Genomic DNA, 24,329 nt, shown 5'->3' with positions numbered 1-24,329 from the left:
ACATCTTCTTATAAGTCATAAATTTCAATGCAATCAGATACCGTTTCGCGCAGGACAGCATGGCTTCGCGTTGTGATGATGGCTATTGCCGCATTCATCTTCAATACCACTGAATTTGTGCCCGTCGGATTACTCTCCGACATCGCCGCCAGTTTCAATATGCAGACAGCACAGGTTGGCCTGATGCTGACCATTTACGCGTGGGTCGTCGCGCTGATGTCTCTGCCGCTGATGCTGCTGACCCGCAACGTTGAACGAAAGCGCCTGTTGATCATCATCTTTTGCCTGTTTATCGCCAGCCATGCGTTATCTGTCGTCGCCTGGGATTTCTGGAGTCTGGTGGCCTCGCGCGTCGGTATCGCCCTCGCCCACGCCATTTTCTGGTCGATCACCGCCTCACTGGCGATCCGTGTGGCACCGGCCGGTAAAAAAACACAGGCACTCAGTATGTTAGCGACCGGCACCGCACTGGCAATGGTGCTCGGCTTGCCGCTGGGTCGTCTTATCGGTCAGTATCTTGGCTGGCGAACCACCTTTATGAGCATCGGCATCGTTGCGCTGATGACACTGATTTGTCTGATTAAACTGCTGCCGCCGCTGCCAAGTGAACATACCGGCTCACTGAAAAGCGTGCCGATGTTGTTCCGCCGTCCGGCGCTGGTCGGTATGTATCTCCTGACTGCGCTGATAGTGACCGCTCACTATACGGCATACAGTTATATCGAACCGTTTATCCAGAGCGTTGCCAACATGGGTGAAAACTTCACCACTTTCCTGCTGCTGATTTTCGGCGGCGCGGGTATTCTCGGCAGCATTGCGTTCAGTTTGCTTGGCAACCGTTTCCCGGCAGCCATGCTCAGCGGCCCGATCCTGCTGGTCACGCTTAGCATGCTCCTGTTGTTTGTGGCGGTGATGAATCCGGTCGCGATTTCAGTGCTGTGTATTATCTGGGGACTGGCGATGATGATTATCGGCCTGGCAATGCAGGTGCGCGTGCTGGCGCTGGCGACCGACGCCACCGACGTGTCAATGGCGCTGCTTTCCGGTATTTATAACATCGGTATCGGTGCCGGCGCGCTGATCGGTAATCAGGTGAGTTTGCATCTGGAAATGAGCAACATCGGCTACGCCGGTGGCCTGATCGGCTGCATTGCGTTCGTCTGGTGTCTGACGATTTTCAAACGCTACCCGCAACTGAAAGCGACGAGCTGAATACGGATTAGCGCAAAACTCAGACCGAATACCATTCCTGTATTCGGTCTTTTTTATATCTGTATCTTCAACACATTAGCGCAATAATTTCAGGTTTCCCGTCAGCGATTTAATCCACTTTTCCGGCCCCACCAGCCCGACACCGTCGATCACTTCATCGTATAAATCCCGCAACGGGAACGTCATTTCGTATTGCTCAAACTGATGCATCGTGCGCGCAAATGCCGGGAACGGCACCACGCCGCGCTCGCCTGCTGCGTCCAGTGCTTTAAACATCAGCGCCTTAATGTGATCGGGCGTGGCCTGCAGAATGGGCAGCGGAGTTTTAGAGATAGTATCGGTCGTGACACCCTTTGCGTCAGTCAGCGAACTGCCCGCCAGCATCGGGAATTTTGCCGCTAATCCGATGCCAATTACGCCTGCCGTGTTCGCCAGTAATCCCGGCGGAAGTTCGGGATTGAGAATAATTGCCACCCGCAGTTTATCTGCCATTTTTGCGCCCTTTTCATCATTATTGATGACAAAAATGATAGCGCCTGGCCGCTGAAAGGTGCTTTCTTTTCCCGCCGTAAAATGCCCTAATCTGGTTATCTCTTTCTTAAAATCACATTTAAAAGGCAGATTATGTCCGCATCTGAAATTTCACCGGCAGACCTTCGCATTCTCAAACAACTTCAGGGTTCGGGCAGAATGACCAATCAGGAGCTGGCGGAAAAAGTGGGCATGGCCGCTTCTCCCTGCTGGCGGCGCATGAAACAACTGGAAGACAGCGGCATAATCACCGGTTATCAGGCGAACATCGACAGGAAAAAAATCGGGCTGGGGTTGCTGGCGTTTATCCGGGTGAAAATCGACAGTCACAGCGAGGAAGATGCGCAACGTTTCGAGCAGGAAGTGGGGGCGCTGCCTTCGGTGATTGCCTGTTACGCGATTGCCGGTGATGCGGATTTTCTGTTGCAGGTGGTCGCTAAAGATCTCGACAGTTTTTCCAGTTTCGCGATGGAAGTGGTGCGTCGTCTGCCGGGCATCAAAGAGATGCAAACCTCGTTTGTGCTCAGGGAAGTGAAACCGCTGGATGTGCTGCCGCTGGAGGGAATGTAAGGCAATGCCCGACAAAAGCCGGGCATATTTTTAAAACAATGACGCGCCGTAATGCTTATCCCAGCACTCTTTTCACGCAGCCTTTAAATACCCTGACACCAATGTCCAAAGCGTCGAGATCAAAGCGCATATCAGGATGATGCAGCCCGGGCGTGAGATTCGCGCCCAGTCCCCAGAACCCGGTTTTAATGGCCGGACGCTGGCGTGAATAGTGGAAGAAATCTTCACTGCCCGGTGTAAATTTCGGTTCAGTCAGGCCCTCTGCACCTAAAACTTCTGTAACTGATTCCGCGATAATCGCGGTCACGTCACTGTCGACTTCTGCCGCAGGCATCTCTTTCATCACATGAATTTCCGCGGTGGCACCCAGCGCCGCCACGCTGTGCTCAATCGCACGAATCACCTTTGCTTTCAGTTCATCCATCGGTTCATTGTGCTGCGAACGCAAATCCCAGCACACGCGGGCTTCCGCTGGCACAGAATTGGTCACACCCGCATCGCACAGGAAACGGGTGGCTTTCACGCTGTATGTCAGGCTCGGTGCCAGATGAATAGTATTCACTGCCTGAACCGCCGCCACGGCGGCATCCAGCGCGTTAATGCCCAGGTGCGGGCGCGCCGCGTGAGAAGGAACACCGGTGATAATCGCCTCCACCGTCGCACAGGCAGAGTAATACATTGCGGGCACCGCCTGCCCCATCGGGCATTCTTCAAGTGGCCGCACATGGAACCCCAGCAGCATATCCACATCATCAATGGCGCCCCCTTCCACCATGGCCAGGGCGCCGGTGCCCAGCTCTTCAGCGGGCTGAAACAAAATTTTCAGGCGGCCTTTTTTAACCATGCCTTCTTTCATGATTTCCTGCGCCGCTGCGAGCACGACAGAGGAGTGACCATCGTGGCCGCAGGTATGGCGCGCCACCAGCTCGCCATCAATGATATGGCCGAGTGCATCCATATCGGCACGCAACGCCATGACCGGACCGGGCTTGCCGCTGTCGATTTCAGCGATAATTCCTGTGGTGCCGTTCACATGACGCGTGACGTTAAACCCCGCATCTTCAAGCGCCTGCGCGATATAAGCCGATGTTTTAAATTCGGTAAAACCCAGTTCAGGGATGAGATGTAAATGTTGATAATGTTCAATAGCTTTCGACACGGGTAAAGACTCCGGTAAATTCATTTTCAAAACAGTGCAATCGAAAATCAGGCAAAAATTCGCATCAGGATCATCGAAATAATGGCGTTCAGTACGCTGGTCAGCATCAGCAGAGGCCAGTATTTTTTCGGCACATCCGCCACGCCAAGCAGGCGTCCCATGTATTGCAACTGAGAACCCATCAGGAAAATTGCCGGTGCCAGGATGGTAATCTGCGTCATATCCAGCGTGCCTTTGGTCAGCAAACTGATAGCTACACCCGTACCCGCCGAAGACGATAGCCATGATGTGAGCAGCACGGTAACGGCTTCACCTGGCAATCCCAGCAACCCCATGAGCGGCGCGAAAATGTGCCCCACCAACGTCATTACGCCGAGCAGATTGAGCATTTCTGAAATGACGTAAGCCATTACCACGTTAGGCATCAGATTATTGATAGCAATATTGAAGCCTTTACGGGCACCGACCACGAAAATATCGAACGGGTTTGAGGAAACTCGGGTGGCATTACTCATTTTCAAAATCTCTTTTATAAACGGTGTTCAACACAAAGCGGACAAATACCGCGCCGACAAATTTCATCACGAACATCACCACCAGCGGAATAATCACCGGCATGGTTAATGATGCAAACATAGCGGAACCGATGGAGAAATAGTTGTTGATCAGACCGGCACCGGAATATTGCCATGCGCCCATGATCACTACGTCTTTCTTTGTGACCTGTTTATTATCGTAAAGCTCTTTACTTAATGCAGCGCCGGCGTCAGTGCTTTGCAGATCGGTAATTAACGCCAGGCCGGTGTGGCCGGGAATGCCTAATATCGGCTTAAGCAGTGGTGTTAATAATTTATGTGCAGCCCGGATTGCCCCGTAGTGCGTAAATATTTCTAATAATCCCAGTGCCAGCATGACCGTCGGCACCAGAGATAAGGCAAAAAGGAAACCGGCTTTCGCACTGACACCGCCCGCCCCGACAAACGTGCTGGTTTCACCTTTCATGGTACCGAACGAACCGCCCAGCGTGGTGAAGTCAAAGGCTCCCAGCCACGCCATGCCATCCACCTTTAAAAATGCACCAGAAAACAGCAGGATAACGACAATAAGCGACACGTATGCCCCCTTACCGACTTTCCACTCGTCCACCTCAGGGGTGGCTCTCTGTTCTGATATTCGTGTGTCACTCATACTAACGTTCCTTCTCTGGTATCTGTCTGCAATAAAAAATCAGGAATACAATTCCTGTCAGTTTTCAATGAATGTCATGTGAGAAAACAGGTTATTCATTCAGCACCTGATTTCTGCTCATTTTTATTTTTAACCACAGACAAGAGAGCAGGAAACGTGCCAACTTTCACTTTTTAATAAACAGTAAAAATAGTTAAAAAACAGATAAAAAATAAAAACGAAAAATAGCCCTCATCGTAATAAAGGCTTTTTAATAAAATCATTCAATCGCGATGAAATAACCCAAGATTCATTGCACCATTTTGGTTTATGACGCACCAATAAAGGGCCCGGGTATTTTATTTCATGCACTGCTTATCAACATGTCATACGACTACTTCCCCGCTGACCAGAATTATTTCAGCAAGCAACGCTGTCCGCAGCGGAATATCATCAATAATAATATGCTCGTCCCGGGCATGAATGCCGGAGCCTGTCGCACCCAGTCCGTCGAGCGTGGGGATACCCAGCGCCGACGTAAAATTACCGTCGCTGCCGCCGCCGACCGCTTTGCCTTTCAGCGTAATTCCCAGCCGTTCAGCAGCATGCTGCGCCTGCAAAAAAAGCGCTAAATTCTGCGGTGTCTGTTCCATTGGCGGGCGGGACATCCCGCCGGTGACCACCACCTGCGCACCGGCAAGATGCGGCTGGCAATCCTTGATGGCCGCTTCCACGCGCGCGGCCTCTGCCATATTGCTCACACGTAAATCCACACCCAGTACGGCATGATCGGCGACCACGTTAATTTTACCGCCACCGCTTGCCAGACCGACGTTGACCGTCGTGCCAGCCTCTGGGGCATTCAGGCTGTGAAGGGCTAAAATCTGATGCGCCATTTCCTCAATCGCGCTGATGCCATCTTCCGGATTGTTGCCCGCATGGGCCGAACGACCGGTGATTTTCACTTCAAACCTGCCGGATCCTTTACGGGCAATTTTGGCCTCATGGGTACGCGCCACGGCCGGTTCGGCCACCAGAACCCGTCCGGAATCAGCAGCACATTGTTCAATCCATTTACGCGATGACGGGCTGCCGAGTTCTTCATCCGAAGGACAAATAAACTGAATGCGATGTGGCGACAGCGCGCCGGTTTGTACCAGCGCCCGCACCGCCCAGATTGCCTGCACCAGCCCGCCTTTCATATCCAGCACACCGGGCCCATATAAACGGCCGTCTTTTTCCACCATCTCCAACTCACCGCATTCCCACACAGTATCGAAATGGCCAAGAATACTGGTCACCTGCGGCCCGTTACCGACACTGAACAGCAGATGATTGCCGAGTTTTTCCTGCGGGCAAACCTGTGCCTGCACATCCAGCCGCTCCGCCATGATGCTTTGCAGTACGTCTCCGCAACGGTCAACCGCCACTTTATTCAGCGAAGGGGATTCGGCCTGAACCAGGCGCTTTATATCACTGAGGATCAGCGAGGCATGTTGTTGCAGATAGTCATACACGGTTGGCATGAAATTTCCCGATGTCTGTTTTGTCGTCAATTTTGATTATCTACAACCCATCACATAATATAAATGTCGTTTCAATGACTATATTGTTGCCTTTTGGTCAACAGACACCGGGAACACCGATGAGCCAGATGTTTCACGAGAAGCAGATCAGTTATCTCTACGAGGTGGGGATCCAGGGTGGGATCCGCCGTGCGGCCGATATTCTGGGCGTCAACGCTTCGGTGATCAGCCGTCAGATCGCCCTGCTGGAACGCACACTGCAACTGCCCTTACTTGAACGCAGCGGACGCACAGTGGTGCTGACCGATGCAGGAAAACTGCTGGCGGATGATTTTTTTGAAAGCCGGATACGTCGCGAAAAACTGGAGCGGCATTTAAAAGATTTGCGCTATATGAAAGGCGGCGCAGTCACCATTCGCGTCGGTGCCGGACTGGTTGATACGTTTGTCGAGCACGTACTGAAAAACTTTGCGACATCTTATCCCAATGTTTTTGTGGAAATTGTCGCAGGGAATATGCAGGAAACACTGGCGTCGATTGTCCAGGGAGAGGCCGATATGGCACTGGCGTTTGGCCCGATTGGTAACCCGGAACTGAAGCGACACAGTTTTCCGTGGGGGCCGATCTGCGCAGTGGTCAATCCGCAGCACCCGATCGCACATCTGAAAACAGTCTCGATCGAAGAACTGAACAAGCACCCGCTGATTTCGCTCAGTGAGACGTTTGGTTTGCAACGCCACATGAACGCGATGTTCCAGAGCAAAGGTTTTTTGTTCACTCCTGCCTACCGCTGTAACCTGTTCTCGACGGCCATGAGCCTGAGCATTTCAGGCATGGGGATTTCCTTTATGAGCGCACAGGCGGCAGGTGAACGCATCGAGCACGACATTCTGGTGGCGGTTCCCATTGATCACCCTATCGCCACCGAAGCCCAGTGCCATTTATTGCGCAATTCAGACCGGCGTTTCACGCCCGCAGCGCATCATTTATGGCAGTTACTGCTGAATTTTTTCCAGAAACAGAATGAGCGGTAAGGCGTTTTGCAGTGCATGACAATTAGATAGTTATGCGGTAAAATTTACATAAATATGCAAAATGTCTTTTACCCGACGCCGGTTTTGCGATATCAATATAGGCATTGAAACTTTTAGCAGACAGACCCCCATTCATACAGGATTTAACCGATGACAACTATTCTCAAGCACCTTCCTATCAATCAGCGTGTGGGGATTGCATTCTCCGGCGGTTTGGACACCAGTGCAGCCCTGCTGTGGATGCAGAAAAAAGGGGCGATTCCTTATGCCTACACGGCCAATCTGGGTCAGCCTGATGAAGAAGATTACGATGCCATTCCGCGTAAAGCGATGGAGTACGGTGCAGAGAAAGCCCGCCTGATTGACTGCCGTAAACAACTGGTTGCAGAAGGGATTGCCGCCATTCAGTGTGGCGCATTCCATAACACTACGGCGGGCGTGACTTACTTCAATACCACGCCGCTGGGCCGTGCCGTGACCGGCACCATGCTGGTTGCCGCAATGAAAGAAGACGGCGTCAATATCTGGGGCGACGGCAGCACATATAAAGGTAACGACATTGAGCGTTTCTACCGTTACGGTCTGCTGACCAATGCTGAACTGAAGATTTATAAGCCGTGGCTGGATACCGACTTTATCGATGAACTCGGTGGCCGTCATGAGATGTCCGAATTCATGATTCAGTCCGGTTTCGATTACAAAATGTCGACCGAGAAAGCCTACTCCACTGACTCCAACATGCTGGGCGCAACGCACGAAGCCAAAGATCTGGAATTCCTCGACTCCGGCGTCAAAATCGTTAACCCGATTATGGGCGTGAAATTCTGGGACGAGAATGTGGTCGTGAAAGCGGAAGAAGTCTCCATCCGTTTTGAGCGTGGTTATCCTGTCGCACTGAATGGCGTGACCTTTGACGACAGCGTGGAGCTGATGATGGAAGCCAACCGCATCGGCGGTCGTCATGGCTTGGGGATGAGCGACCAGATTGAAAACCGTATCATTGAAGCCAAAAGCCGTGGCATCTACGAAGCCCCGGGGATGGCGCTGCTGCACATCGCTTATGAGCGTCTGCTGACCGGTATCCATAACGAAGATACCATCGAGCAATACCATGCAAATGGCCGTGTACTGGGTCGTCTGCTGTATCAGGGCCGTTGGTTCGATCCGCAGGCTCTGATGTTGCGTGACTCCGCACAGCGCTGGGTCGCCAGCGAAATCACCGGTGAAGTGACTCTGGAACTGCGTCGCGGTAATGACTACACCATCATGAATACGGTATCTGAGAACCTGACTTACAAACCAGAGCGTCTGACCATGGAAAAAGGCGATTCGGTGTTCTCACCAGATGACCGTATTGGTCAGCTGACCATGCGTAACCTGGATATCACCGATACCCGCGAGAAGCTGCAAAACTACGTTGAGACAGGCTTGCTGACTTCTTCCGCCTCTACCGGTTTACCGCAGGTGGATAACAATAATCTGCCACGCGGATTGCAGGTGAAGAATAAGTAATTGCTGTTGGTTTAAACGAGCGGGCAGGATCATCATCATTACTGATGCCCTGCCCGCTCAATAATTTGCACCTAATGATTTCGTGTACGGCGTTCAATTAACTGATGTGTTTTCGGGTTGTAATAACGGCTCGGCCAGATCACCGCAGGATGCACACCAATTGCCTGACCAATCAGTATTTCCCCTTTCGGCCACGGACGCGAAAGCGCATTCGATAGCGTTGAAGAACTTAATCCCGCAGCCCGTGATACCGCCGCCAATGTCGTGCCCTTCTTGCGTAACGCCGCAATAATATCTGCCTGATGCCAGTCTTGTTTATTCATGAGTTTGTGCTCCTGATGTCAGGATCACAGGGGAATGTGGGAAAGGTAAAAAGGTGAATAACTGATACAGGTTCATTGAGAACTCCATCTAACTAAGCTGATGTTTTCGCACAACAGAAATTGTGCCGTTTCCAGTAGAGTTCGAGTTCTCACGCCCGGCTGCGGATTTTGCCGCAGCGACGCGACTATAGCGTAAAGCGCGTGACTAAACCAAGTGGCTAAGAACGAAACTGAGGTGATGATTCCAGATAAATTTAATGGTTTGCAAGGAGTTGCAGAGATTGCAGGTGTGCTCCTCCTCCTGCGAAGGGGGAGGCTGGGTGGGGGTTTCGCAAACCCTAAAACAGTCGATGTTTCCGCATTGCGATCTGACCTTAATACCCCAAGGAAGGGAGCTGATTTGCATCATTTTTTTAGTTATCAGACCAAATTTGGGATATGCAAAACGTCGTCACAGGAAGACGAATAAACGGAGTCGGGTAGTGAATTTTTTTGGGGTATTGAACAGATTTGAGGAAGAAGCTTTTGGAGCGGGTGAAGGGAATCGAACCCTCGTATAGAGCTTGGGAAGCTCTCGTTCTACCATTGAACTACACCCGCATCGGTGTGCGAGTGGCATTATAACCGGTTACGACGGCGGAGCAAGACGTGATTGCGGATAAGCGCTGGAGTTTTAAGCAGTTAGCATATGCCGTGATCTGTGGCATGGAAAAGGGCGCCGGAGCGCCCTTTTTGTGTTTCTGAGGAGAGCTTATTTCTGTGTCTGCGGACGCATTGCCGGGAACAGGATAACGTCGCGGATGGTGTGGCTGTTGGTGAACAGCATAACCATACGGTCGATACCAATACCCAGACCCGCAGTCGGTGGCAGGCCATGTTCCAGCGCTGTCACGTAGTCTTCGTCGTAGAACATCGCTTCGTCGTCGCCTGCATCTTTCGCAGAAACCTGATCAGCAAAGCGCTGTGCCTGGTCTTCTGCGTCGTTCAGCTCAGAGAAACCATTACCGATTTCACGGCCACCGATGAAGAACTCGAAACGGTCAGTGATTTCAGGGTTCACGTCATTACGGCGCGCCAGCGGAGAAACCTCTGCCGGGTACTCGGTAATGAAGGTTGGCTGGATCAGCTGTGCTTCGGCGGTTTCTTCGAAGATCTCGGTCACGATACGGCCCAGACCCCAGCTCTTCTCGATTTTGATACCGAGTGATTCTGCGATAGCGGTCGCTTTTGCCAGATCGTCGAGATCAGCCACGTTAGTTTCCGGACGGTATTTGCAGATCGCTTCACGCATGGTCAGCTTGGCGAAAGGCTTGCCGAAATCGAAAGTCTGGTCGCCGTACTGCACAACGCTGCTGCCCAGAACAGATTCAGTCAGGGTGCGGAACAGAGTCTCGGTCAGAACAATCAGGTCTTTGTAATCCGCGTACGCCATGTAGAGTTCCATCATGGTGAACTCTGGGTTGTGACGCGGAGAAACGCCTTCGTTACGGAAGTTACGGTTGATTTCGAACACGCGATCGAAGCCACCGACAACCAGACGCTTCAGATACAGTTCCGGCGCGATACGCAGGTACATGTCGATATCGAGCGCATTGTGGTGAGTGATGAACGGACGCGCTGCCGCACCGCCAGGGATCACCTGCATCATCGGGGTTTCGACTTCCATGAAGCCGTTTTCCACCATAAAGCTGCGGATGCCAGACATGATCTGAGAACGGATTTTGAAGGTCTTACGGGAATCTTCGTTAGCGATCAGGTCGAGATAACGCTGACGGTAACGCGCTTCCTGATCCTGCAAGCCGTGGAATTTGTCCGGCAACGGACGCAGTGCTTTGGTCAGCAGACGCAGTTCAGAACAATGGATCGACAGTTCGCCGGTCTTGGTTTTGAACAGTTTACCGGTCGCACCCAGGATATCGCCCAGATCCCATTTCTTGAATTGCTCGTTGTAGATGCCTTCTGCGAGGTCATCACGCGCAACGTAAAGCTGGATACGGCCACCGACATCCTGCAGGGTCACGAAAGATGCTTTGCCCATAATACGGCGGGTCATCATACGGCCACCCACGGTGACTTCGATGTTTAATGCTTCCAGTTCTTCGTTGGTCTTTTCGCCATATTTCGCATGCAATTCATCAGAGATGCTGTCACGACGGAAATCGTTAGGGAAAGCGATACCGGATTCGCGCAGTAAAGCCAGCTTCTCACGACGAGATTTCAGCTCGTTGTTAAGATCTGGTACGTTTTCTGCGCTTTGCGCTGCTGGTTGTTGCTCAGACATTTTGGTTCCTCATAACCCGGCTTTCAAACTTGCCTCAATGAATTTATCCAGGTCGCCATCCAGTACGGCCTGCGTATTTCGCGTTTCGACGCCCGTGCGTAAATCTTTAATACGGGAATCATCCAGCACGTAAGAACGAATCTGGCTGCCCCAGCCGATGTCAGACTTGGTGTCTTCCAGCTGCTGTTTGTCCGCATTTTTCTTTTGCATCTCATACTCATAAAGCTTCGCACGCATCTGCTTCATGGCCTGATCTTTGTTTTTATGCTGGGAGCGGTCGTTCTGACACTGGGTCACAATGTTGGTCGGAAGGTGGGTAATACGTACCGCAGATTCCGTTTTGTTGACGTGCTGACCACCCGCACCGGACGCACGGTATACGTCGATACGCAGGTCGGCAGGGTTAATTTCGATTTCGATGTCGTCATCCACTTCCGGATACACAAACGCGGAACTGAACGAGGTATGGCGACGACCGCCGGAATCAAACGGGCTTTTACGCACCAGGCGATGAACGCCGGTTTCCGTACGCAGCCAGCCAAACGCATAATCACCGATGATCTTGATAGTCGCGGATTTCAGGCCAGCGACTTCACCGTCAGATTCTTCAATAACTTCAGTTTTGAAACCTTTGGCTTCTGCCCAACGCAAATACATACGCAGCAACATGCTCGCCCAGTCCTGTGCTTCCGTACCACCGGAACCAGCCTGGATATCGAGATAGCAGCTCGCGCTGTCGTATTCACCGGAGAACATGCGGCGGAATTCAAGCTGTTCCAGTTTGGCGGTCAGTACGTCGAGTTCGGCAACCGTTTCATTGAAAGTGTCTTCATCGTCGGCTTCTACCGCCAGTTCCAGTAGGCCGGTCACATCTTCCGCGCCCTGCAACAACTCATCGATGGTTTCAACAATAGCTTCCAGTGAGGAACGTTCTTTGCCCAGCGCCTGCGCGCGTTCTGGCTCGTTCCAGACGTCCGGCTGTTCCAGCTCGGCGTTTACTTCTTCGAGGCGTTCTTTCTTGGCATCATAGTCAAAGATACCCCCGAAGAACGACTGTCCGCTCGGACAGGTCCTGAATGCGGTTTTTAACCGGATTAATTTCAAACATGATTTTTCGCGTCTTACGTTAGATTCGGAGTTGGCCCAATGCCATTCGAACCGCAGATTCTAACGGAATTAGCGGTCTTTTTATAGCAAGGAGCCGTTTTTTTGCAGGGTTTATTACCGGCGTAAATCGCTTATTTCGGCCATAAATGTTCGATAATCAACTGAACGCTGCGATTTCCCCGAAATTCATTGATATCCAGCCGGTAGGCCAGTTGCACTTCGCGGATGCTGCTGTCCGGCCAGAAAGTCGGATCGATATTAAAAGCAATACCATCGAGCAACGGACCGCCGCCGACGGGTTCAATCATCAGCTTGAGATGACGCTCTTTCAGCAGTTTCTGTTGCAGGATACGGAACCTGCCGTCAAAGGTCGGTTCCGGGAACGCCTGTCCCCACGGGCCGCCGTCGCGCAGCATTTCAGCCGTATCAATCGTCAGTTCACGGGCCGACAGCTCGCCATCCGACCAGACCACACCTTCCAGATGCGAAGGATCCAGCCATTCACCGACCAGTGCAGCGAAACGATCACGAAATTCGTCGAACTTGCTCTCTTCCAGCGACAAACCGGCTGCCATCGCGTGTCCGCCGAATTTCATCATCAGACCGGGATTAAGCGTATCGAGACGTTCCAGCGCATCGCGCATATGCAATCCGGCAATCGAACGACCGGACCCTTTCAGAATGCCTTCACCCGCCGGTGCGAACGCAATCACCGGGCGATTAAAACGCTCTTTCAGACGTGATGCCAGAATGCCGACCACCCCCTGATGCCACTCAGGATGATACATCGCCAGCCCGAACGGCAGCGCGTCGGTACTGCTTTCCAGCTTGCCACACAGCGCCAGCGCTTCGACCTGCATGCCCTGCTCTATCTCACGGCGGGTCTGATTCAGCGCATCCAGATCGCTTGCCAGCGCACGCGCCTGACCGATGTCTTCACTGAGTAACAGCGCCACGCCAACCGACATATCATCAAGACGTCCGGCGGCATTCAGCCGTGGTCCAAGCGCAAAACCTAAATCACTGGCGCACAGCGTACGGGCTTCGCGCCCGGCCACTTCCAGCAACGCGCGGATCCCCGCACGGCATTTTCCGGCACGAATGCGGTTCAGCCCCTGATACACCATGATGCGATTGTTGGTATCAAGCGGCACGACATCCGCGACGGTGCCGAGCGCCACCAGATCCAGATGCTCCGCGAGATTGGGGATCGCCAGACCGTTTTGTTCAAACCAGCCACTTTCGCGTAATGCACTGCGCAGCGCCAGCATCAGATAAAACGCCACACCGACACCCGCCAGCGATTTGGACGGAAACTCGCAACCGACCAGATTAGGGTTAATGATCGCTTCGGCATCCGGCAATATTTCGCCCGGCAAGTGGTGATCGGTGATCAGCACCTGAATGCCTTTTTCATGGGCGAGCGTCACGCCCGCGTGAGAAGAAATGCCGTTATCGACGGTGAGGATCAACTCTGCACCGCGCGACGCCGCCTGTTCAACCACTTCCGGGCTGAGACCATAACCGTCTTCAAAACGGTTCGGCACCAGATAATCCAGATTACCGCAGCCCATGCTGCGCAAGGAAAGCAACGTCAGCGCCGTACTGGTCGCGCCATCGGCATCGAAGTCGCCAACGATAATTATGCGCAGACGCTCAGCCAGCGCTTTTTGCAGCAAGGCAACGGCAGTATCAATGCCATCAAGCTGCTGATAAGGCAGCATACCGCGCACGCCGCGCTCCAGCTCCTGGCTTTGTGTCACACCGCGGGCGAGATACAGCCGGCGTAACAGCGGGGAGAGTTCGGCGGGAAGATCCACGCCAGTCGCCGCCTCACGACGGCGAAGTTGAGTCTGCAAGGTCACGAAAAATCAACCACCGGTTTTATGTGAAGGATCCTGCTGGTCGAGCATGGCAGCCATTTCTTTCGGCGGCTGATAACCAGGGATCAAAGTTCCGTCTGCCAGCACGATGGCCGGAGTGCCTGTCACGCCGAACTGAACGCCCAGCTCAAATTGCTTCGCAATATCACTGGTTTTACAGGTTGCCGGCGTGATGTCATCGCCGCGCATTGCCGCATCAAAGTTGGTTTTGCGGTTGCCTGTGCACCAGATAGATTGCATGTCTTTCTCGGTTTTGGAATTCAGCCCCTGACGCGGGAAGGCCAGATAACGGATGGTTATGCCAAGATCGTTATAGTCCTGTATCTGCTGGTGCAGCTTGTGGCAATAGCCGCAGGTGATATCGGTAAACACCGTGATCACATGCTTTTCGTTTTTGGCTTTATAAATGATCATCTCGTTTTGTAACGCATCCATCTTCTTCACCAGCGCTTTGTTGGTGACGTTAACCGGATGGCTGCCGCTGACGTCATACAGCGGGCCTTGCAAAACGTGTTTGCCGTCGTCGGTAATGTAAAGGGTGCCGCTGTCGGTAGAAACCGCACTCAGGCCGGTTACCGGCGAAGGCTGGATGTCGGCATGGCTCATGCCCAGTTTGCCCAGCGTGGCTTTGATTGCTGCTTCATCAGCATGGACCGCGGAGCTCATACACGCAGCCAGAAGTGTCAGCAGCATTAAACCTTTTTTCATCATGTCGTCCTTTTTCTCCGGCCTGTTATGCACGGGGATGATGTTGTTGATGTAGCAGTTTGAGTCGTTCAGTCGCTACATGGGTATAGATTTGTGTGGTCGATAAGTCACTGTGACCTAACAACATTTGCACGACGCGCAGATCCGCACCGTGATTTAATAAGTGGGTGGCGAAAGCGTGGCGCAGAACGTGGGGAGACAACCGCTCCGCATCAATGCCCGCAAGAATCGCATAGTGTTTGATGCGATGCCAGAACGTCTGGCGTGTCATTTGCTGCGCCCGGTTGCTGGGGAACACGACATCCAGCGATTGTCCGTTCAGCAGCCACGGCCTGCCGTGTTCGAAATAATTTTCGATCCAGTACACGGCTTCTTCGCCCATCGGCACAAGCCGTTCTTTGTTGCCTTTACCGATAACCCGCACCACACCCTGGCGCAGGCTCAGATCACTGAGCGTCAGCCCGACCAGTTCCGAAACACGCAAACCGGTGGCGTAAAGCAGCTCCAGCATGGCTTTATCACGCAGTTCAAGAGGCACATCGACACTCGGTGACGCCAGCAATGCGTCTACCTGCGCCTCACTGAGATCTTTCGGCAGGCGTTGCGGTAATTTAGGCGAAGACAACAGCGCGGTCGGGTCATCCTGACGCACGGACTCACGGTTCATGTACTGAAAGAGGCGACGCATCGCGCTAAGCAACCGTGCTGAGCTGGTGGCTTTGTATCCGCCCTCAATGCGCTCGGAGAGGAACAACTGTAAATCTTCGGCGCTGACATGCAGGAGATCGGTATTGTTATGATGCAGCCAGCCCAGCAATGATTTCAGATCCTGACGGTAGGATGACAGCGTATTTTCCGCGAGATTGCGCTCGATCCAGAGCATATCCAGAAACTGCTCAGTCAGGCTCTGATCGGCCTCATTAACCGCTGGTGTCACCGGCTCAGGCGTAACATCCTGAGGATTCGCATTATCTTGTTTTGGCATCCCGACTCCTCTTACTCACGACGGCCATTATGCCTTTCATGCGCCCAAATCTGCTACACTGGCTGCCATTCGTATTCTGATAACGTTATGGCAGCAAGTATGAAGATCGGACTTTTCTACGGTTCCAGCACCTGTTATACCGAAATGGCAGCGGAAAAAATCCGCGATATTTTGGGCGAAGAACTGGTTGATTTGCATAACATAAAAGATGTTGATCCCGACAGAATGGAAGATTACAACATCCTGATCCTGGGCATCCCGACATGGGATTTTGGCGAAATCCAGGAAGACTGGGAAGCGGTCTGGAATCAACTCCCAACGCTGAAACTACGCGGCAAAATCGTCGCCATGTACGGCATGGGCGACCAACTCGGCTACGGCGAATGGTTCCTTGACGCGCTCGGCATGCTTTATCATCAGCTGGTTCCCCTTGGCGTGCATTTCATTGGTTTCTGGCCGACAGAAGGCTTTGAGTTTACCAGCCCGAAACCGCTGAGTGCGGACGGCAAGCATTTCGTCGGGCTGGCTCTGGATGATGTGAACCAGTTCGATCTCACCGAAGAGCGCCTGCAACAATGGTGCGAACAGATCCTGCTGGAAATGGACGCCCTGCTTTAACGCAGCATAAGAACACGGCGTCAGCCTTCCATGGACATGCCCCTCTCAGCCCGGTTTTACCGGGCTACGCGGAGTGCCACTGAGCAATATCTGTCGCAACCGCCGCCACTCTTCCAGACTCATGCTGTCCGACGCCAGCCATAACCGCTGCCTTGAACTGCGCATCGCCTGCGCCAGCCCGCCTTTACGTTTTTCGCGACGAAGCGAGAGCAGTACGCCGTGGCTTATCATCCATACCGGCTGTTTAATCTGCCATTCATGGCCGCGCCATAAAAGACGGTCATCCTCGAGCAGGATCATTTCACCTGTGCGTGCTGTAATACGCCGCTGGCTGCGGATGCATTCAAACAACACCAGCAAAAGCAACGTCATCCATACCGGCCAGTAACCCGCAGGCCAGGGTGCCAGCAAAATCAGCAACATCACTGCACCGTAACATCCCAGTGAAATAAGCTGACTGCGCCAGGACACCCTGAGATCACATCGCCACAGGGCCACGGGCTTTGTTTCGAGTCTGAATAAGGGCGACCATACGCTGCAATTCGGTGTCTTTCGGTTCGCCGTGATTCATCAGCCAGTTGAACAGATCCGGATCATCACAGGTCAGCAAGCGGACAAATACTTCTTTATCGGTCTCGCTCAGCGAATCATATTCATATTCGAAGAACGGCATGATGGAGATATCCAGCTCGCGCATGCCACGACGGCAGGCCCAGTGAACGCGGGAACGATTATTAATATCCAGTTGGTTTTTGCTTTCCATAACAAGACTCTTTTTTAGGATACAGAATGAGAATTCTTTTATATAGAAAGCGATTCTAACAGCCCGTTGCGCAGGGGCGTAACTTTTCAGTGCCCTGTTTTGTCAATCTCTGTGATGTGCTGGAAAACCTGATGCAAACCTGTCGTTTGTCTTACATTCTCTGGAAGGCGTCCTGGAAAAGGCACCAATAACTGTTTTCAAAGCGGATGGGCTCTTTTACCATGGGGCATCAGTCACATTTCATTGACCGGGATTAGAAAATGGCTAACGAATTTCCCTTTCCACCGCAAAAACCTTCAGCGTCTTCGCACCTGCCGCTGACATTGATTTCACTGGAAGACTGGGCACTGGTGACCATGACCGGCGCAGACACCGTGAAATACCTGCAAGGCCAGGTCACTGCGGATGTCGATGCGCTGGCCGCCGATCAGCATATTCTCTGTGCGCACTGTGATGCGAAAGGGAAAATGTGGAGTAATTTGCGCCTGTTCAAGCGTGGCGATGGTATGGCGTTTATTGAACGCCGCAATTTGCGTGACACACAGCTTACAGAAATCAAAAAGTACGCCGTATTTTCTAAAGTGACGTTCACTGCCGATGATGATGTGGTGTTACTCGGTGTGGCAGGTTTTCAGGCCAGTGCTGCTCTGACCGGGCTTTTTTCAACCTTGCCAACGGCTGAACAGCAGGTCGTACAACAAGATGAAACCACACTGCTGCATTTCTCCCTGCCAGCCGAACGTTATCTGATTGTCACCAGCCCGGAAAAAGCCCGTCAGGTGGTGGAAGAACTGGGTGAACAGGCACAACGCAACGACAGCCAGCAATGGCTGGCGCTGGATATCGAAGCCGGGTTCCCGGTGATTGATACCGCCAACGCCGTGCAATTTATCCCGCAGGCCACCAATATTCATGCGCTCGATGGCATCAGCTTTACCAAAGGCTGCTACGCCGGGCAGGAAATGGTGGCGCGAGCAAAATACCGCGGTGCGAACAAACGTGCATTGTACTGGCTGGCAGGCAAAGCGAGCAAAGTGCCTGCCCCGGCGGACGATCTCGAACTGCAACTGGGTGAAAACTGGCGCCGGACCGGCACCGTTCTGGCAGCCGTTCAGCTCAGCGACGGCACGCTTTGGGTTCAGGCCGTGCTGAATAACGATCTGGAAGCCGATGCCAGTCTGCGGGTGCGCGATGACGCGACCAGCCAGTTGAGCATTCAGCCGCTGCCGTATTCGCTGGAAGAAAAGAATTAACTTTCAACCTATTGCCGCCTTCCTGATATGAAGGCGGTGATTATAAATTTACTCGTGAAGGTGTTTGCCTTTCGCATTCAGCAAATCCACATACGCCTGATCCACCAGTTCCTGGCGGTCAATCCCCAACCTTTCCAGTAAGTCTTCTGCAATGACAATGCCCTGCTCAGGCGTTTCATCATCCGCAAGCACAACCTCGAATTCCAGATAATCGCCCAGCCCTTTTACCCTGTCGAGATGCAGACGGGTTTGTCCGATCATAAAAAGAGTCCTCTGTTTGATGACCCGTCCGGCAGCGCCATAGGCCAGCGTCAGAGTTTCGCGCAGACTGTCAGGATCATGCGTTTCTGAAAGTGTGTAGAAGCTGGTTTTCGGTCCCGCCTTGTCAGGACGCTGATAGAAAATCAGCTCGCCGCGATCAGGCGCTAATGTGCGCAATTTCAGGCGTCCGTGCGGACACACGAAAAAAGTGTCGTCCTGCTCAATGATGTCCGGCAATCCATCGGAAAGCAGCGCGATTTTTTCATACAGCGCAGAGAAATCATCTACTCTGGCTTTGATCTCAATGTTTCTGGCCATCTTTCACTCCTTAAAAGTTCATGCTTTTTATACTGATTCAATGAACATGGAGTGACCTTACAGTGACATTATGTTGAACCGCAAGGGAGTTTGATCTCGCGCGTTAAATCGCCAATCAGGTGCTGCAAAAACAGGTCAGGATGCTAACCTGAATTCAGTTTTTGGAAAATTGAGGGAACGATAATGACCAAAATAGTCACACTCACACTGGCACCTTCGCTCGACAGTGCCACTCTCACCCCTAAGATTTACCCGGAAGGTAAATTGCGTTGTACGGCCCCCGTGTTCGAACCCGGCGGCGGCGGTATTAATGTAGCGCGTGCCATTGTTTATCTGGGCGGCCAGGCTACCGCATTATTTCCGACGGGAGGCCCGACAGGTGCACATCTGGTTCAGTTGCTGCGCGACGAGGGGATCACCACAGACACACTGGAAACCCAGGACTGGACCCGCCAGAACCTGCACGTTCACACCGAAAATACCGGCGAACAGTATCGTTTCGTGATGCCGGGCGCGCGACTTACGGAGGCTGAATTTGCGGGCCTTAGCGCGAAAATCGAAAAGATCCCAGCCGGCTCAATACTGGTCATCAGCGGCAGTTTGCCACCGGGCACGCACATTACGGCACTGACAGAGTTAATCAGGAAAGCGCAGAAAGCCGGTTTACGCTGCATTCTTGACAGTTCGGGTGATGCACTGGCCGCAGGCCTGAAGCTCGGCGGGCTGGCGCTGGTCAAACCGAACCAGAATGAACTGGCCGCGCTGGTCGGGCATTCTCTGGAAAATCCGGGGGATGTTCTGGCTGCAGCTCAGCAAATTATCCGTGACGGTGGTGCTGAACGCGTGGTCGTTTCACTGGGGCCGCAGGGTGCGCTGGCCGTGGACGCGAACAGCTCATTCCAGGTTGTCCCGCCGCCGGTGAAAAAAATGAGTACCGTTGGCGCAGGTGACAGCATGGTCGGCGCGATGACCCTCAAACTGGCCGAAGGGGCTGATTTACTCGACATGGTTCGCTTTGGCGTGGCCGCCGGTAGCGCGGCAACACTCAATATCGGTACGCGTCTGTGCTCGGATAAAGATACTCAGCAAATTTATCAGTATCTGTGCCAGCAAACACCGGCTCATTAGGGCCAAACCCCGCTTCGTGAAGGCTCAGCACCTTCACGAAGCGAAAATTCTTTGTCACTCCTTCACGTATTTACCCTGATTAGCAGATAAACTCGCAGCATCGGGTGTTGCATGCACCTTTCACATCACGCCAGAAAAGGCCGGAGGCCAGAGTCCAGAATGATATGGATTATGCTTGCTGCAATTGTTGTGGTTTTTATTGTGGGTTATTGGTTTATGACAGCAGATACCCGTAAAGCGAATGATTCTCTCGCCAGTCTGTTGAAAATAAAGCCGGTTTATATCGATTCCATGTTGCTGGAAATGGGTAAACGTCAGAGCCAGATGTTTATCCGCTCAATCAGCGGTGGCTATGCTGAAGAAATCCGCAAAGCTGCTTATGTTGTTTTTATTTATCAGACGTTTATTAAAGATCCCTCGGAAGAGAATATCGTCCGCTGGCGAAACATTTTAGTGCGCGCGCATCTGCCGCCACAGTTAAGCAGCGAACACGCCGAGCTGGCGCTGTTCTATTTTGCCGAACTGGATATCGAACCCTTCGAGCTGGCGCAGTTTCGCCGCGACTACAACGAAACCTATAACCAAATCCATCTGGTTTAACGTTCCGGTTCGCCTCAGAAATGGCCCTTATCCGGGCCATTTTCTTTTCTGCTGCATTGAAAAAGCAATCTCAGTCAGGACAACCCCTCATACGGCGGGCAAAGTAAACGCCATGAAGGAGAGGAAATGAATCACGACAAAAGCCAGCTTTATCAGCGACGTTTTCAGCAGGTATTTACCTATATAGAACAGCATCTGGACAGTCCGATGACCGTGGAGCAACTAAGTGAAGTCGCCTGTTTCTCACGTTTTCACTTTCACCGGCAGTTCAGCCAGTTCTGTGGGGTCAGCGTCAGCCGCTACATCACGCTGATGCGCCTGAAACGCGCCTCGTTCCGGCTGGTACAAAACCCGCACGAGAAGGTGATTGGTATCGCGCTGGATGCCGGATTTGAAAATCCGGAGTCGTTTTCCCGTGCCTTCAGGAACACTTTTGGCCTGAGCCCCAGCGGGTTTCGCAAAAATCCTGTCTGGGTCGACTGGCATGTGCATTTTCAATTTCCCGGCAGGGAAAATCAGCAGAGGCTGGAAAATATGGAAGTCAAAATCATTGAAGTGGAACCCATGCAGGTCGCGGTGCTGGAACATCTCGGGGATCCGATGCGGGTGAGCAATACGGTCGCAACGTTTATCGAATGGCGCAAAGCTTCCGGGCTTTCGGATTACACACAGCGCGGCACTTACGGTATTCCGTATAACGATCCGCTGGTCACGCCGGGCGAGGAATTCCGCTTCGATGTCTGCGGCGAACTTAACCCGCAGGCTAATGGCACCGTGCCGGAAAATCCGCAGGGAGTGATCGGCAAAACGCTGCCGGGTGGACGTTGCGCGGTGGTTCGACACGTCGGAGCGTATGACCGGATAAGTGACAGTGTTTATTATCTTTATCGCGAATGGTTGCCGCACAGCGGAGAGGAATTACGGGATTTTCCGGTTTATTTCCGCTACCTGCATCTTGATCAGGAATTACCGGAGCATGCGCAGCAAACCGATATTTTGTTGCCGCTGAAATGAGATAAAAACCTGAGGAAACAGCGCTGGTGAAATCAGCGCTGTCTGTTTCTGTTCCGTCGCCGGATTATCTGAACACGTTGTCCAGATAGCTCGCCAGGATCTGGCGTGAACTGAAACCATGGCAAATGCCATAGTAAGTTTCATTGTCGCTGGAGACATCCAGCGGGAAATTCTTGTAGGCTTCACTGCTGCGAAACGATGCTGTGGGTTCAGCAAAACGCTCACTGCGCTCTTTCAGCGCCGGGTGTATTACCAGGGCAGTCCGGCCAAACCGCGCTTCCCGGTTTACATACACATAATGCTCGCCCCGGCGGTAACCGTAAGCTTTATCATCAATAAAATCACGTTCAAACCCTGAGGTTTCTAAAACACGTGCCACTTCATCTGGCCGTAAATACATGGTTGCTCCTCGCTTCTTTAACCGCAAGGCGACCTTACCGCAATAACTCTGCCAGACAATGCGTTTATCCCCGATTTCGGCGTATTTAGGATTTATCTAAATGCCTTAACCCTGAAATTTGAAGGGTTAATCAGCAGGAGATTGCCGCGAAGTATTTACCCATAATCTGAGGGTCAGCAGCCAGGCAATCACCACCATAAATGCCGCCGCAAGATAAATAGACGGCGTCCCAAAATGCGAAATAATCAGCCCGGCTACTGGTCCGGTAATACCGAGCCCCAGATCCAGAAAGGCGGAATATAGCCCCAGCGCCGTGCCCTGATTTTGTGGCGGTACCTGTTTTACCGCTTCCACACCCAGCGCAGGGAAAATCAGCGAGAAGCCGGAACCGGTAAGAAAGGCGCCCAGTTGCACCGACAACGGATCGTGTCCCAGCCAGATCATCAGTAACCCTGCGACTTCAAACACAAAGGACACCAGTGAGACCCGCAGGCCGCCGAACCGGTTAATCATGTTGCCGAAGACGAGGCGCGCGCCGACAAATCCGAGGCTGAATAAGGTGAGCGTGAATGCCGCCCCGCTCCAGCCTTTATCAGCGTAGTAAAGGGTAATAAAGGTGGCGATAACGCCGAACCCGATGGTGCCGAATCCCAGCCCGAGGCCATACAGCCAGATGCGCCCGACCACCGCTTTGAATGCAATCCGCTTACCGGCGGTGACGGAAATCGCGGCTTTCATGCTGGCCAGTATGGCGGCAAACGCGGCAGCGACGATAATCAGTACCGCCACCCCCATCAGCCCGTAAGCATGGTTGAGTAACACGCCGAGCGGCGCACCGACGGCCATTGCGCCGTAAGTCGCCACACCATTCCAGGAAATCACGCGTGCGGTATGTTTCGCGCCTACCGCACCAATTCCCCACAGCGTAGTTCCGGTGCTGCCGAAGCTTTCACCGACACCCAGAAAGATGCGGCCAACACAGAGCATCAGCAGACTCGCCAGCGGAAACGCCGAAAACCAAAACGCCATCGCGTAAAAAATACCGCTGATCCCGCAGCAAATAAGGCCAAAAATGACCACCCGTTTCGGGCCAAGGAGATCGGCATATCGCCCGGCGTGCGGCCGGCTGATGAGCGTCGAGAAATACTGAACACTGATCACCAGCCCCGCCAGCACCGAGTTATATCCCAGCGTGTTATGCACAAAGCCCGGCAACACCGCGAGCGGCAAACCAATGGTCAGATAAACAACGAAAGTGAACAGCATGAACGACAAAATGCGTTTGTTGAGCAGAGCGTTAGAACGCAATGTACTTAAAGACATGGGCGGACCCGAAAATGAGATCACTGAGAGTGGAATAAACAGTATAAACAGGTTTGGCCTTCAAAACGGGCTAAAAATGTTATCGGCTGTAACGCGGATTTTGTTTTGCAGAGAAATCTGAGCCGCATCACGCCAGCCCTCGTCCCGCCTGACTTCTGACACAGTGCCATGGCCTGAAAAGGTCCGAAATCATAGACATTTGTCCTTAAAGAACCATCCGGTACAACATTATGGTCTATGCTTAATACAACAGTCACACAAGGAGAGACGGAATGTTTAAGAGAACAGATAAAGTAGAAAAAAATATCGATCAGGACGTAACCCTGCTGGCGGACACGCTGGATGAAGTGCTTCAGTCTGCAGGTGATAAATCCAAGGATGAATTGGATAAAATCCGCAGCAAAGCACAGGGTGTATTGCGTGAAACCCGTGCGCGTTTCAACAGCGAAAAATTAAGTCAGCAGGCACGCGATGCGGCGGCCACTGCCAATGATTATGTGAAAGATAATCCGTGGTATGGCGTCGGTGCCGGTGCCGCAATCGGTATTGTTATCGGTGTTCTTTTGGGACGCCGCTAACGTAAAAGGCAATTTGTGATGTTTCACTCCTGTGTCGGGAATATGGCTTAAAAACCTGAAACATCCGTGTGGCTC

26 protein-coding genes and 1 tRNA gene are annotated in these 24,329 nt (G+C 52.6%); 10 read left to right on the top strand and 17 right to left on the bottom strand.

Annotated elements, in window-relative coordinates; translation table 11 throughout:
• Nucleotides 1-27: 27 nt before the first annotated feature.
• Nucleotides 28-1,212 (top strand): sugar transporter, encoded by a 1,185-nt coding sequence (locus tag GW591_RS22075; protein ID WP_112197511.1) that lies wholly within the window; start codon nucleotides 28-30, stop codon nucleotides 1,210-1,212.
• 75 nt (nucleotides 1,213-1,287) lie between these two features.
• On the opposite strand, the gene GW591_RS22070 is transcribed toward GW591_RS22075, so the two are convergent.
• Nucleotides 1,288-1,704 (bottom strand): DUF2000 domain-containing protein, encoded by a 417-nt coding sequence (locus tag GW591_RS22070; RefSeq protein WP_119261274.1) that lies wholly within the window; start codon nucleotides 1,702-1,704, stop codon nucleotides 1,288-1,290.
• Nucleotides 1,705-1,836: 132 nt separating this feature from the next.
• On the opposite strand from GW591_RS22070, the gene GW591_RS22065 reads away from it, so the two are divergent.
• Nucleotides 1,837-2,313 carry an Lrp/AsnC family transcriptional regulator gene (locus GW591_RS22065; RefSeq protein ID WP_013574123.1) on the top strand — a complete coding sequence of 159 codons (477 nt, stop codon included), beginning with the start codon at nucleotides 1,837-1,839 and terminating at the stop codon, nucleotides 2,311-2,313.
• Nucleotides 2,314-2,368: 55 nt separating this feature from the next.
• On the opposite strand, the gene GW591_RS22060 is transcribed toward GW591_RS22065, so the two are convergent.
• The 4 genes from GW591_RS22060 to GW591_RS22045 form a co-directional block, all read right to left on the bottom strand.
• Entirely contained in the window at nucleotides 2,369-3,472 is a 1,104-nt protein-coding gene (locus GW591_RS22060) for an amidohydrolase (protein WP_013574122.1), read from the bottom strand.
• 47 nt (nucleotides 3,473-3,519) lie between these two features.
• Nucleotides 3,520-3,987, bottom strand: a complete 468-nt coding sequence (locus tag GW591_RS22055; RefSeq protein WP_013574121.1) for a YjiG family protein — start codon at nucleotides 3,985-3,987, stop codon at nucleotides 3,520-3,522.
• On the bottom strand, nucleotides 3,980-4,660 hold the full coding sequence (locus GW591_RS22050; RefSeq protein WP_015689416.1) for a nucleoside recognition domain-containing protein: 681 nt from the start codon (nucleotides 4,658-4,660) through the stop codon (nucleotides 3,980-3,982). Before GW591_RS22050 ends, GW591_RS22055 begins: the two co-directional genes overlap by 8 nt.
• Nucleotides 4,661-5,025: 365 nt before the next feature.
• Nucleotides 5,026-6,165, bottom strand: coding sequence for a M20 family metallopeptidase (locus tag GW591_RS22045; RefSeq protein WP_015689415.1), 1,140 nt, complete (start codon nucleotides 6,163-6,165; stop codon nucleotides 5,026-5,028).
• A 128-nt stretch (nucleotides 6,166-6,293) separates the two neighbouring features.
• Between GW591_RS22045 and GW591_RS22040 the strand changes: the two genes are divergently transcribed.
• Nucleotides 6,294-7,199 (top strand): LysR family transcriptional regulator, encoded by a 906-nt coding sequence (locus GW591_RS22040; RefSeq protein WP_037035253.1) that lies wholly within the window; start codon nucleotides 6,294-6,296, stop codon nucleotides 7,197-7,199.
• Nucleotides 7,200-7,349: 150 nt separating this feature from the next.
• Complete coding sequence (gene argG, locus GW591_RS22035) at nucleotides 7,350-8,711, top strand: argininosuccinate synthase (RefSeq protein ID WP_015689414.1); 1,362 nt, start codon at nucleotides 7,350-7,352, stop codon at nucleotides 8,709-8,711.
• A 71-nt stretch (nucleotides 8,712-8,782) separates the two neighbouring features.
• Here argG and GW591_RS22030 read toward each other — a convergent pair whose 3' ends face one another.
• The 7 genes from GW591_RS22030 to xerD form a co-directional block, all read right to left on the bottom strand.
• On the bottom strand, nucleotides 8,783-9,034 hold the full coding sequence (locus tag GW591_RS22030; protein ID WP_112152338.1) for a helix-turn-helix domain-containing protein: 252 nt from the start codon (nucleotides 9,032-9,034) through the stop codon (nucleotides 8,783-8,785).
• A gap of 526 nt (nucleotides 9,035-9,560) precedes the next feature.
• Nucleotides 9,561-9,634, bottom strand: a tRNA-Gly gene (locus GW591_RS22025).
• A gap of 151 nt (nucleotides 9,635-9,785) precedes the next feature.
• A complete protein-coding gene (gene lysS, locus GW591_RS22020) occupies nucleotides 9,786-11,315 on the bottom strand; it encodes a lysine--tRNA ligase (protein WP_013574115.1) in 1,530 nt (509 codons plus the stop codon).
• A 9-nt stretch (nucleotides 11,316-11,324) separates the two neighbouring features.
• Nucleotides 11,325-12,423 (bottom strand): peptide chain release factor 2 gene (gene prfB / locus GW591_RS22015; protein ID WP_013574114.1). Its coding sequence is split into 2 segments (ribosomal slippage): nucleotides 11,325-12,347 and nucleotides 12,349-12,423, totalling 1,098 coding nucleotides; the frame shifts between segments, so codons are not numbered across the junction.
• 130 nt (nucleotides 12,424-12,553) lie between these two features.
• Complete coding sequence (recJ, locus tag GW591_RS22010) at nucleotides 12,554-14,287, bottom strand: single-stranded-DNA-specific exonuclease RecJ (protein ID WP_166861374.1); 1,734 nt, start codon at nucleotides 14,285-14,287, stop codon at nucleotides 12,554-12,556.
• A gap of 6 nt (nucleotides 14,288-14,293) precedes the next feature.
• Nucleotides 14,294-15,013: a bifunctional protein-disulfide isomerase/oxidoreductase DsbC gene (gene dsbC, locus GW591_RS22005; RefSeq protein ID WP_013574112.1), complete on the bottom strand. Its 720-nt coding sequence runs from the start codon at nucleotides 15,011-15,013 to the stop codon at nucleotides 14,294-14,296.
• Nucleotides 15,014-15,038: 25 nt separating this feature from the next.
• On the bottom strand, nucleotides 15,039-15,998 hold the full coding sequence (gene xerD, locus GW591_RS22000; RefSeq protein ID WP_013574111.1) for a site-specific tyrosine recombinase XerD: 960 nt from the start codon (nucleotides 15,996-15,998) through the stop codon (nucleotides 15,039-15,041).
• A gap of 99 nt (nucleotides 15,999-16,097) precedes the next feature.
• Between xerD and fldB the strand changes: the two genes are divergently transcribed.
• On the top strand, nucleotides 16,098-16,616 hold the full coding sequence (gene fldB / locus GW591_RS21995; RefSeq protein WP_013574110.1) for a flavodoxin FldB: 519 nt from the start codon (nucleotides 16,098-16,100) through the stop codon (nucleotides 16,614-16,616).
• A 45-nt stretch (nucleotides 16,617-16,661) separates the two neighbouring features.
• Here fldB and GW591_RS21990 read toward each other — a convergent pair whose 3' ends face one another.
• Both GW591_RS21990 and sdhE read right to left on the bottom strand, forming a co-directional pair.
• A complete protein-coding gene (locus tag GW591_RS21990; RefSeq protein ID WP_112198031.1) occupies nucleotides 16,662-17,114 on the bottom strand; it encodes a protein YgfX in 453 nt (150 codons plus the stop codon).
• Nucleotides 17,095-17,361 carry an FAD assembly factor SdhE gene (gene sdhE / locus GW591_RS21985; RefSeq protein WP_037035260.1) on the bottom strand — a complete coding sequence of 89 codons (267 nt, stop codon included), beginning with the start codon at nucleotides 17,359-17,361 and terminating at the stop codon, nucleotides 17,095-17,097. Before sdhE ends, GW591_RS21990 begins: the two co-directional genes overlap by 20 nt.
• A gap of 278 nt (nucleotides 17,362-17,639) precedes the next feature.
• Here sdhE and ygfZ point away from each other — a divergent pair, with 278 nt between their 5' ends.
• A complete protein-coding gene (ygfZ, locus tag GW591_RS21980) occupies nucleotides 17,640-18,632 on the top strand; it encodes a tRNA-modifying protein YgfZ (RefSeq protein WP_166861372.1) in 993 nt (330 codons plus the stop codon).
• A 48-nt stretch (nucleotides 18,633-18,680) separates the two neighbouring features.
• Here ygfZ and GW591_RS21975 read toward each other — a convergent pair whose 3' ends face one another.
• Nucleotides 18,681-19,211, bottom strand: a complete 531-nt coding sequence (locus GW591_RS21975) for a class IV adenylate cyclase (protein WP_013574106.1) — start codon at nucleotides 19,209-19,211, stop codon at nucleotides 18,681-18,683.
• Nucleotides 19,212-19,394: 183 nt separating this feature from the next.
• Here GW591_RS21975 and pfkB point away from each other — a divergent pair, with 183 nt between their 5' ends.
• From pfkB to GW591_RS21960, 3 genes are all read left to right on the top strand, one after another.
• Complete coding sequence (gene pfkB, locus GW591_RS21970) at nucleotides 19,395-20,339, top strand: 6-phosphofructokinase II (protein ID WP_112152335.1); 945 nt, start codon at nucleotides 19,395-19,397, stop codon at nucleotides 20,337-20,339.
• 159 nt (nucleotides 20,340-20,498) lie between these two features.
• Nucleotides 20,499-20,939 carry a DUF1198 domain-containing protein gene (locus GW591_RS21965; protein WP_013574104.1) on the top strand — a complete coding sequence of 147 codons (441 nt, stop codon included), beginning with the start codon at nucleotides 20,499-20,501 and terminating at the stop codon, nucleotides 20,937-20,939.
• Nucleotides 20,940-21,065: 126 nt separating this feature from the next.
• Nucleotides 21,066-21,953 (top strand): AraC family transcriptional regulator, encoded by an 888-nt coding sequence (locus tag GW591_RS21960; RefSeq protein ID WP_166861370.1) that lies wholly within the window; start codon nucleotides 21,066-21,068, stop codon nucleotides 21,951-21,953.
• A gap of 64 nt (nucleotides 21,954-22,017) precedes the next feature.
• Here GW591_RS21960 and GW591_RS21955 read toward each other — a convergent pair whose 3' ends face one another.
• Together GW591_RS21955 and GW591_RS21950 are read right to left on the bottom strand one after the other, a co-directional pair.
• Nucleotides 22,018-22,353 (bottom strand): DUF2002 family protein, encoded by a 336-nt coding sequence (locus GW591_RS21955; RefSeq protein ID WP_013574102.1) that lies wholly within the window; start codon nucleotides 22,351-22,353, stop codon nucleotides 22,018-22,020.
• Nucleotides 22,354-22,479: 126 nt separating this feature from the next.
• Nucleotides 22,480-23,676, bottom strand: a complete 1,197-nt coding sequence (locus GW591_RS21950; RefSeq protein ID WP_013574101.1) for an MFS transporter — start codon at nucleotides 23,674-23,676, stop codon at nucleotides 22,480-22,482.
• Between the two features lie 272 nt (nucleotides 23,677-23,948).
• On the opposite strand from GW591_RS21950, the gene GW591_RS21945 reads away from it, so the two are divergent.
• Nucleotides 23,949-24,254 (top strand): DUF883 family protein, encoded by a 306-nt coding sequence (locus GW591_RS21945; RefSeq protein WP_013574100.1) that lies wholly within the window; start codon nucleotides 23,949-23,951, stop codon nucleotides 24,252-24,254.
• Nucleotides 24,255-24,329 lie beyond the last annotated feature (75 nt).

Source organism: Rahnella aceris (assembly GCF_011684115.1).
In the GTDB taxonomy this organism is placed as follows: domain Bacteria; phylum Pseudomonadota; class Gammaproteobacteria; order Enterobacterales; family Enterobacteriaceae; genus Rahnella; species Rahnella aceris.
Note: the sequence above shows the minus strand (reverse complement) of the source record. Positions and strands in the feature narration are given on the sequence as shown.